The sequence below is a fragment of the Kineococcus rugosus genome (genome assembly GCF_050871975.1).
GTDB lineage: Bacteria > Actinomycetota > Actinomycetes > Actinomycetales > Kineococcaceae > Kineococcus.
Genome location: NZ_JBJLSJ010000069.1, coordinates 1 through 8,390, shown reverse-complemented (window position 1 = coordinate 8,390; position 8,390 = coordinate 1). Strand labels below are relative to the sequence as shown.

At 76.5% G+C, this 8,390-nt stretch carries 7 protein-coding genes; all 7 read right to left on the bottom strand.

Annotation, left to right across the window (positions count from 1 at the left end):
• Window positions 1-78: 78 nt before the first annotated feature.
• The 7 genes from ACRYM6_RS22750 to thiE all read right to left on the bottom strand — a co-directional run bounded on the left by ACRYM6_RS22750 (window position 79) and on the right by thiE (window position 8,204).
• On the bottom strand, window positions 79-519 hold the full coding sequence (locus ACRYM6_RS22750; protein ID WP_432545169.1) for an OsmC family peroxiredoxin: 441 nt from the start codon (window positions 517-519) through the stop codon (window positions 79-81).
• Between the two features lie 172 nt (window positions 520-691).
• The gene (locus ACRYM6_RS22745) at window positions 692-2,434 is read right to left on the bottom strand and encodes a DEAD/DEAH box helicase (protein WP_432545168.1); all 1,743 of its coding nucleotides are present in this window, start codon (window positions 2,432-2,434) and stop codon (window positions 692-694) included.
• 197 nt (window positions 2,435-2,631) lie between these two features.
• A complete protein-coding gene (gene pta / locus ACRYM6_RS22740) occupies window positions 2,632-4,743 on the bottom strand; it encodes a phosphate acetyltransferase (RefSeq protein WP_432545167.1) in 2,112 nt (703 codons plus the stop codon).
• 56 nt (window positions 4,744-4,799) lie between these two features.
• A complete protein-coding gene (locus tag ACRYM6_RS22735) occupies window positions 4,800-6,014 on the bottom strand; it encodes an acetate/propionate family kinase (RefSeq protein ID WP_432545166.1) in 1,215 nt (404 codons plus the stop codon).
• A 77-nt stretch (window positions 6,015-6,091) separates the two neighbouring features.
• The gene (locus tag ACRYM6_RS22730) at window positions 6,092-6,754 is read right to left on the bottom strand and encodes a TenA family protein (RefSeq protein ID WP_432545165.1); all 663 of its coding nucleotides are present in this window, start codon (window positions 6,752-6,754) and stop codon (window positions 6,092-6,094) included.
• Window positions 6,751-7,566, bottom strand: a complete 816-nt coding sequence (gene thiD / locus ACRYM6_RS22725; protein WP_432545164.1) for a bifunctional hydroxymethylpyrimidine kinase/phosphomethylpyrimidine kinase — start codon at window positions 7,564-7,566, stop codon at window positions 6,751-6,753. Before thiD ends, ACRYM6_RS22730 begins: the two co-directional genes overlap by 4 nt.
• Window positions 7,563-8,204, bottom strand: a complete 642-nt coding sequence (gene thiE / locus ACRYM6_RS22720; protein WP_432545163.1) for a thiamine phosphate synthase — start codon at window positions 8,202-8,204, stop codon at window positions 7,563-7,565. Before thiE ends, thiD begins: the two co-directional genes overlap by 4 nt.
• Window positions 8,205-8,390: the final 186 nt, after the last annotated feature.

Sequence of the window (8,390 nt, the reverse complement as noted above, 5' to 3'; positions counted from 1 at the left end):
CCCCCCCCCCCCCCCCCCCCCCGCGCCCCCCCCCCCCCCGCCCCCCCCCCCCCCCCCCCCCCCCGGGAGCGGGTGGTCTCAGGCGTCCAGGGAGGCGTCCAGGGTGATCTCGACGCCGGTCAGGGCCTTGGAGACCGGGCAGGTGTCCTTGGCCGCCTGCGCCGTCCGCACGAAGGTGTCGGCGTCGATGCCGCTGACCTCGCCGGTCACGGTGAGCTTGATGCCGGTGAGCTTGAAGCCGCCCGCCGGGTCGGGGCCCAGGGAGACGTCGGCGACGACCTCCAGGCTCTCGGGGGTGCCGCCGGCCTCGGCGAGCAGCGCCGAGAACTGCATCGCGTAGCAGGACGAGTGCGCGGCCGCGACGAGCTCCTCGGGGCTGGTGGTGCCCCCGGCGTCGTCGGCCGCGCGCTTGGGGAACGAGACGTCGTAGGTGCCGACCTTCGAGCTGGACAGCTCGACCTGCCCCGAGCCCTGCTCCAGGGTGCCGTTCCAGGCGGTGCGTGCGGTGCGGGTGGGCATGCTTCCTCCACGGTGGGGGTGACGCGTGATCTCGTGCGCTGCCATCCTCACCACTGCCCGCGGGCGTCGCCACCCAGGCCCCCGAACGCCGGGAGGGCGCGGAGCGGCTGCTCCGCGCCCTCCCGGGTCGCTCAGGTCGTGCCAGATCGTGCCAGGTCGTGCCAGATCGTGCTCAGTCGCGCGGGGCGCTCTCGCGGCGCGGGCCGCGCGAGCCGCCCTCGCCACCGTCGCGGCGCGGGCCGCGGAAGCCGCCGTCGCGACGGGGACCACCGCGGAACCCGCCCTCGCGGCGCGGGCCACGGCGCGGGCCACGGCCCTCGCCCCGGCCCTCGGTCGTGCGACGGGGCTTGATGACCACGGGCTCACCGGACTCGGCGACCTCGCGGACGGTCTGGTCCCCGGCGTTCACGTTCTCCACCGCGTTGGCGGTCACACCGGCGTCGCGGTGCAGCCAGCCGTAGCGGCGGACCTGGTCGGGCAGCGCGATCGCGAGGACCGTGCCCTTGGCGCCGGCGCGCGCGGTGCGGCCGGAGCGGTGCAGGTAGTCCTTGTGGTCGTTCGGCGGGTCGACGTGCACGACCAGGTCGACGTCGTCGACGTGGATGCCGCGGGCCGCGACGTCCGTCGCGACCAGGACGCGGGTCTCCCCGGCGCTGAACGCGTCGATCGCCTTGGACCGCTGCGACTGGCGCAGGTCGCCGTGGATCGCCTCGGCCGGGGCGCCGGCCTCGCGCAGCTGGTCGGCCAGGCGCTGCGCGCCCAGCTTGGTGCGCACGAAGAAGATCGACCGCGCCGGGCGCTGGCTGATCTCGGTGAGGATCGACAGCTTGTCGTGCGGGCGCACGGCGAACACGCGGTGCTCCATGTGCCCGACGTCCTCGGGGTCGGCCGGGACGGCGTGGAAGGCCGGGTCGGTGAGGAAGTCCGTCACCAGGGCCTCGACACCGCGGTCCAGCGTCGCGGAGAAGAACATCCGCTGACCGCCCTGCTTGGTGCCCTCGATGATCGAGCGCACGTTCGGCAGGAAGCCGAGGTCGGCCATGTGGTCGGCCTCGTCCAGGACGGCCACGTCGACCTCGGCGAGCGAGATGGCGTCGCGCTCGATGAGGTCCACCAGACGGCCCGGCGTCGCGATGAGGACGTCGATGCCGCGCTGGAGCGCGGCGATCTGCCGGCCGTAGGGCACGCCGCCGACGACCACGGACAGCCGCAGGTCGAGGGAGTCGCCCAGCGGGCGCAGCGCGTCCGCGACCTGCATGGCCAGCTCGCGGGTCGGCACCAGGACCAGGCCGCGGGGGGCGCCGGTGATGCGGGCGCGCTTCTGCTGGGCCAGGCGGGCCAGCATCGGCAGGCCGAAGCCGAGGGTCTTGCCCGAACCGGTGCGGGCGCGGCCCAGGATGTCGCGGCCGGCGATGCCGTCGGGCAGCACGCGCTGCTGGATGGCGAACGGCTTGGTCATCCCGCGGCGCTCGAGCGCCGCGACCAGCTCGTCGGGCAGGCCCAGCTCGGAGAACGTCGCGTCGACGACCTCGATCTGCTCGGCCGCGGTCAGCGCCTGCTCGGTGGCCGAGGGCGCGAACGAGCGGGGGCTGCGGGGCGGGCCGCTGCGGCTGCTGCGGCCGCGGTAGCCGCCCTGACCGCCGCTGCTGCGGCCCTGGTAGCCGCCGCCGGAGCGGTTGCCGTAGGAGGAACCGCCGTCGCGGTTGCCGTAGGAGGAACCGCCCTCGCGGTTGCCGTACCCGCCGGTGCGGGGACGGTCGTCGCGGGTGTAGCCGGAGCCGCCCGTGCGGGGGCGGTCGTCGCGGTCGGACCGCTCGTAGCGGTCGGTGTAGCCGCGGGACTCGCGGCGCTGGAAACCACCCTCGTCGTCGCGGGGGCGGGAGGAACGGTACGAACGGTCGTCGTACTGGGGCATGGGGTACTGAACTCCACGTGGGGCTGTCGGCCGCACGGCGGTCCGCCCCCAGAACACGCGCAGAACGCACCAAAGCTGAGGGATGAGACTCAAGCGACCTCGCGGGCGGCTCGCCCGCTGAGTGGACGGCATGTGGCCGTCACCTCAAGGGTAACAGCCCCGGCCCCCGGCCTCTTCCCGCCGCGCTCCCCGCCCCCTCAGCCGCGCGAGGCCTGGATGGCGGTCAGCGCGATCGTGTAGACGATGTCGTCGACCAGCGCCCCCCGCGACAGGTCGTTCACCGGCTTGGCCAGCCCCTGCAGCATCGGCCCGACCGAGATGACGCCCGCGTTGCGCTGCACCGCCTTGTAGGTGGTGTTCCCGGTGTTCAGGTCGGGGAAGACGAACACCGTGGCGCGCCCGGCGACGGGCGAGCCGGGGGCCTTGGACGCCGCCACGGACGCCACGGCCGCGGCGTCGTACTGCAGCGGACCGTCGATGATCAGGCCGGGTTCGCGCTCGCGGGCGATGCGGGTGGCCTCGGCCACCTTGTCCACGCTCGACCCCGACCCGGAGGACCCGGTGGAGAAGCTGATCATCGCCACCCGCGGCTCGATGCCGAACGCGCGCGCCGAGGCCGCGGACTGCAGGGCGATGTCGGCGAGGTCCTCGGCGCCCGGGTCGGGGTTCACGGCGCAGTCGCCGTAGATCACGACGTCGTCGGGCAGGCACATGAAGAACACGCTGGACACCAGCCGGGCCCCCGGCTTGGTCCGGATCACCTGCAGCGCGGGGCGCACGGTCGCGGCGGTGGTGTGCACGGCCCCGGCGACCAGGCCGTCGACGTCCCCGGCCTGCAGCATCGTGGTGCCCAGCCAGATCGGGTCGGCCAGGGAGTCGCGCGCCACGTCCGGCTGCATGCCCTTGTGCTTGCGGGCCTCGACGAGCACGTCGACGTAGGAGTCCACGAGCGCGGCGGGGTCCAGCACCTCCACGCCCTCGGGCAGCGTCAGGCCCAGGCCGGCCGCCACCGACGCGACCTCCTCGGGGTGGCCGAGCAGCACGGGGCGGGCGATGCCGCGCTGGGCGCAGATCGCGGCGGCCTGCACGGTCCGCGGCTCGGTGCCCTCGGGCAGCACGATGCGCTGGACGCGCTCGGCGGCCAGCGTCGTGAGGCGGCGGCGGAACGCGGCCGGGGACAGCCGCGGCCGGTGCGCGGCCGTGGGCAGGCCCGCCAGCCAGCCGGGGTCCAGGGCGTCGGCGACCGTCGAGGTCAGCGCCAGCGCCCGCTCGGCGTCGTCGGCGGGGACCTCGGGGTCGAGGCGGTTGACGGCCGTCGCCGTCGCGTACGTGCTGCTGCCCGAGCGCAGGATCGGCAGCCCGGTCGCCGCGGCCGCGGCGGTGAGCTCACCGACCCGCGGGTCCATGCCGACGCCCGCGGTGAGCAGCAGCCCGGCCAGCCGGGTGCCGTTCAGCGCCGCCAGGCAGGTGGCCATGACGACGTCGTGCCGGTCGCCGGGGACCAGGATGAGCCGGCCCTCGCGCAGCAGCGGCAGCATCCCCGGGACCGCCTGCGCGGCGACGACGACCTCCTTGATGCGCCGGCCCTGGTCGCCGTGGGTGAGCACCTCCACGCCCAGCTCGTGGTCGAGGTCGCGCACCAGGTCCCGCACCCGCGGCCAGGTCAGGTCCCCGCGGTAGGGCACGACGCCGACCAGGGGGATGTCGTGGTGCTCCAGCGCCCCGCGCAGGGCCGCGACGCGGCTGACGGCCGTCTCGGGGTCGTCGGCCACGGGCCAGCGGGACACCACGCCGCCGATGACGCGCAGCGCCTCGCCGGTGCGGTACGTGCCGGCCGTGACGGCCATGTCCTCGGCGATCCGCTCCGGCGCGCCCGGCTCGGCCCCCAGCAGCCCGGCCGACCCCACGAGCAGGACGTCGGCGTCCAGCGCCGTCGCCAGGGCCTGGTTCACGCGGCCGGAGAACACCTGGTCGGCCGAGGGGGCCAGCCCCTCGACGACGACGACGTCGTGGGCGGCGAGCACCTGCTCGGCGGCGGCCACGACCTCCTCCATGAGGTCGTCGACCTCACCGCGGGACAGGCGCTCCACGACGTGGGCGGCCGCGATCGGCTCGGCCGGCTCCAGGGTCGTGGTGAGCCGCACGAGGGCGACCGAGCGGTCGCCGTCACCGGGCCGGGTGGACTGGGCGAGGGGTTTGTGGAAGCCCACCGCGACGCCGCGGGCGTCGAGGGCGCGCAGCAGCCCCAGGCAGGTCGAGGTGAGGCCGGCACCGTGGCCGGTGGGGACGACGAGCAGCACGCGGGCCATGCGTCCCACCTTCTCCCACCCCGGCCGCCGCGGCGCCCCCGGGTCGGGCCCGGGGGTCAGACCTGCTCGACCAGGGCCGCGGTGTCGCGCGCGATGAGCAGCTCCTCGTCGGTGGGCACCACCATCGCCAGCGGCCCCGGGCCGGGCAGCGTGATGCGCCCCAGCGGGGTCGAGCCCCGCCCGTGCGCGTCGTTGGCCGCGGGGTCCTCGCGCAGCCCCAGGTGCTGCAGCCGCTGCAGCAGCATCGAGCGGACGTTCTTCGCGTTCTCCCCGATCCCGCCGGTCAGGACGAGCGCGTCGAGCCCGCCCAGGGACACCGTCAGCGCGGCGACGTGCTTGGCCGCGCGGTGCACGAACACGTCCAGCGCGAGCCGGGCCCCGGCGTGCCCCTCGGCGGCCTTGCCCGACAGCGTCCGCACGTCGTTCGACAGCCCCGACAGCGCCAGCAGCCCCGAGGAGGAGTTCAGCTGCTTCACGATCTCGGTGACGCTCTCCCCCGTCCGGTCGGCGACGAGCTCCACGACGGCCGGGTCCAGGTCGCCCGAGCGGGTCCCCATGACCAGCCCCTCCAGCGGGGTCAGGCCCATCGTGGTGTCCACCGAGCGGCCGCCCAGCACCGCCGTCGCGCTGCACCCGTTCCCCAGGTGCGCGACGACGAGCTTGAGGTCCTTCGGGTCGCGGCCGTCGGCCTCGCGCAGGACCTCCGCGGCCCGCTGGCTGACGAACCGGTGGCTCGTGCCGTGCATGCCGTAGCGGCGGACGCCGAACTCCTCGTACCAGCGCGCCGGGATCGCGTACCGGTAGTTCGTCTCCGGCATCGTCTGGTGGAACGCGGTGTCGAACACCGCGACGTGCTCCAGCTCGGGCAGCACCGCGCGCGCGGCCTCGATGCCCGAGGCGTTCGCCGGGTTGTGCAGCGGCGCCAGCGCGGACAGCTCGTGGATCTGACCCAGCACGCGGTCGTCGACGCGGACCGACCCGCGGAACACCTGCCCGCCCTGCACGACGCGGTGGCCGACGCCGAGCAGCGGCGGCAGGTCCAGGTCGAGCAGCCGCTGCAGCACGTGGGCCAGCGCGCCGCGGTGCGTCGTGGCGGCCGGGGTGATGGTCCGGGTGCCCTCGCGGGTCGTCATGTGCACGACGGCGTCGGGGCTGCCGATGCGCTCGCCGAGGCAGCTCAGCGCCCGCTCACCGGTGACGGGGTCGACCAGGGCGAGCTTCACCGAGGAGCTGCCGCAGTTGACCACGACGACGGAACCGGTGCTGGACAAGGGGTCCTCCTCCCGACGGGCCCCGCCCCGCGCGGAACCTCCCGGGCAGGCTCTCACGCGCCGCCGGGGCGGGCCGGTCACGCGGCGGCGGGCCAGCGCTCCAGGCGGTGCGCGGTCTCCCAGAACAGCCACTCGTAGCGCGTCGCCACCGCGAACGCCTCGTGCATGGCCTCGGCCAGCTCCGGGGTCGCGGCCTCGTCGACGAACCGGCGGGCCTCGGCGACCGAGGCGTGGAACTCCGGGGCGTCGTAGGCCGCGACCCACCGCGCGTAGGGGTGGTCGGGGACGAGGTCGGCGTGCGCCGCCAGCCGCCGGCCGGCGTCGGCGTAGATCCAGAAGCACGGCAGCACGGCGGCGGCCGCGACGGCGTACGGGGCGGTCGCGGCCGTCGCCACCAGGTGCGACACGTACCCCAGCGTCGTGGGGGACGCCTCGGGGGTGCCCTCGGCCGGCGGCAGCGACCCGCCGTCGAGCAGGTCGGCGTGCAGCGAGGCCTCCACGACGGCCGCGCCGTGCGCCGACCGCGCCCAGAACCCGGCGCTGGCGGCGTCGGGGGCGCGGGCGGCCAGCAGCGACAGGGCGCGGGCGTACCCGGCGAGGTAGATGGCGTCCTGCTCGAGGTAGTTGCGGAAGGCGCGCGGGTCGAGGGTCCCGGCGCCGAGCTCGGCGAGGAACACCGACTCCTCGACGGCCCGGCGCAGGCCGGCGGTGCGTTCCCAGGTCAGGTCGGTGAAGGTCACGAGGGGTCCTCCCGCAGGGCGAAGGCGTGGTCGAGGGGGCCGTGGCCGTGCCCGACGCGCAGCCGCGCGCCGGCCACCAGGGCGGCCTGGAGGTAGTCGCGGGCCGGTGGGACGAGGTCCTCCCAGGCGGCGCCGGGGTGCAGCGCGGCCCGGGCGGCCAGCGCGGCGGACAAGGTGCAGCCGGTGCCGTGGGTGGCGGTCGTGGCGACCCGCGGGCGGCGGACGAGGGTGGCGCCGGCCGCGGTGGCCAGGACGTCGACGCTCTGCTCGCCGCTGAGGTGTCCGCCCTTGAGCAGGACCGCGGTCCCGCTGCGGCGCAGCAGTTCCTCGGCCTGCTCCCGGCACCCGTCGAGGTCGGTGGCGGGGTCGGCGCCGAGCAGGACGGCGGCCTCGGGCACGTTGGGGGTGACGAGGTCGGCGGCGGGCAGCAGGTCGTCGCGGACGGCGGCGACGGCGGCCGGGTCGAGCAGCCGGTCGCCGCTGGTGGCGACCATCACCGGGTCCAGGACGACGGGGCCGAGGTCGCGGGTCCGCACGGCGCGCGCGACGGCCGCCACGACCCCGGCGTCGGCGAGCATCCCGATCTTGGTGGCGTGCACGGCGATGTCGTCGAGGACGGCGTCGAGCTGCTCGGTGACGAACGCGGCGGGCACGACGTGGACGCCGCGGACCCCGCGGGTGTTCTGCGCGGTCAGGGCGGTCAGGACGCTGGTCCCGTAGACCGCGTGCGCGGCGAACGTCTTCAGGTCGGCCTGGATCCCCGCTCCCCCGCCGCTGTCGCTGCCGGCGACGGTCAGCGCGACGCGGCTCACGCCCGGTCCCACTGGGCCCGCAGGTCCCGCGCCGCCTGCTCGGGGTCGGCGGCCGCGCAGATCTCCGACACGACGCAGAACCCGCTGACCCCGGTGCCGCGCAGGGGGTCCAGGTTGTCGGGGTGGATCCCGCCGATGGCGACGCACGGCACCGGCGCGGCCGCCACGACGGCGCGGACGCCGCCCGCGCCGAGCGCGGCGGCGGCGTCGGGTTTCGTCGCGGTGTCCCGCACCGGCCCGACGCCGAGGACGTCGACGACGGCCGGGTCGACGCGGGCCGCCTCGTCCGGGGTGGACACCGACAGCCCCAGCAGCAGGTGCGGGGCGATGCGCCGCACCTCCTCGGCCGGCAGGTCCGACTGCCCCAGGTGGACGCCCTCGACGCCGGCGACGAGCGCGACGCCCACCGCGTCGTTCACGAACAGCGGCACGCCGGTGCCGCGCAGGACGTCCTGGACGGCCCGCACGAGCGCCAGGCGGTCGCGGTCGGTGCCGTCCTTGGCGCGCACCTGCACGGCGTCGACGCCGCCGGCGACGGCGGCGCGCACGACCGCGGGCACCCCGCGCGGCCCGCACTGGGCGGTGTCGGTGACGAGGTAGAGGGTGGGGGCGAACCGCGGGCGCGGGCTCGCGCTCACGCGAGCCGCCCCGCCGCCGCGCGCAGGGCGTCGGCGTCGACGGCGTCGAGCTCGTCGATCCAGGCGGTGGCGAACGCGCCGGGCCGCGGGGGGGGGGGGGGGGGGGGGGGGGGGGGGGGGGGGCGGGGGGGGGGGGGGGGGGGGGGGGGGGGGGGGGGGGGGGGGGGGGGGGGGGGCGGCTTGGGG

Excerpts from the sequence above, each read along its gene's own strand:
- ACRYM6_RS22750 (WP_432545169.1), bottom strand. The coding sequence starts at position 519 with ATGCCCACCCGCACCGCACGCACCGCCTGGAACGGCACCCTGGAGCAG.
- ACRYM6_RS22745 (WP_432545168.1), bottom strand. The coding sequence starts at position 2,434 with ATGCCCCAGTACGACGACCGTTCGTACCGTTCCTCCCGCCCCCGCGAC.
- pta (WP_432545167.1), bottom strand. The coding sequence starts at position 4,743 with ATGGCCCGCGTGCTGCTCGTCGTCCCCACCGGCCACGGTGCCGGCCTC.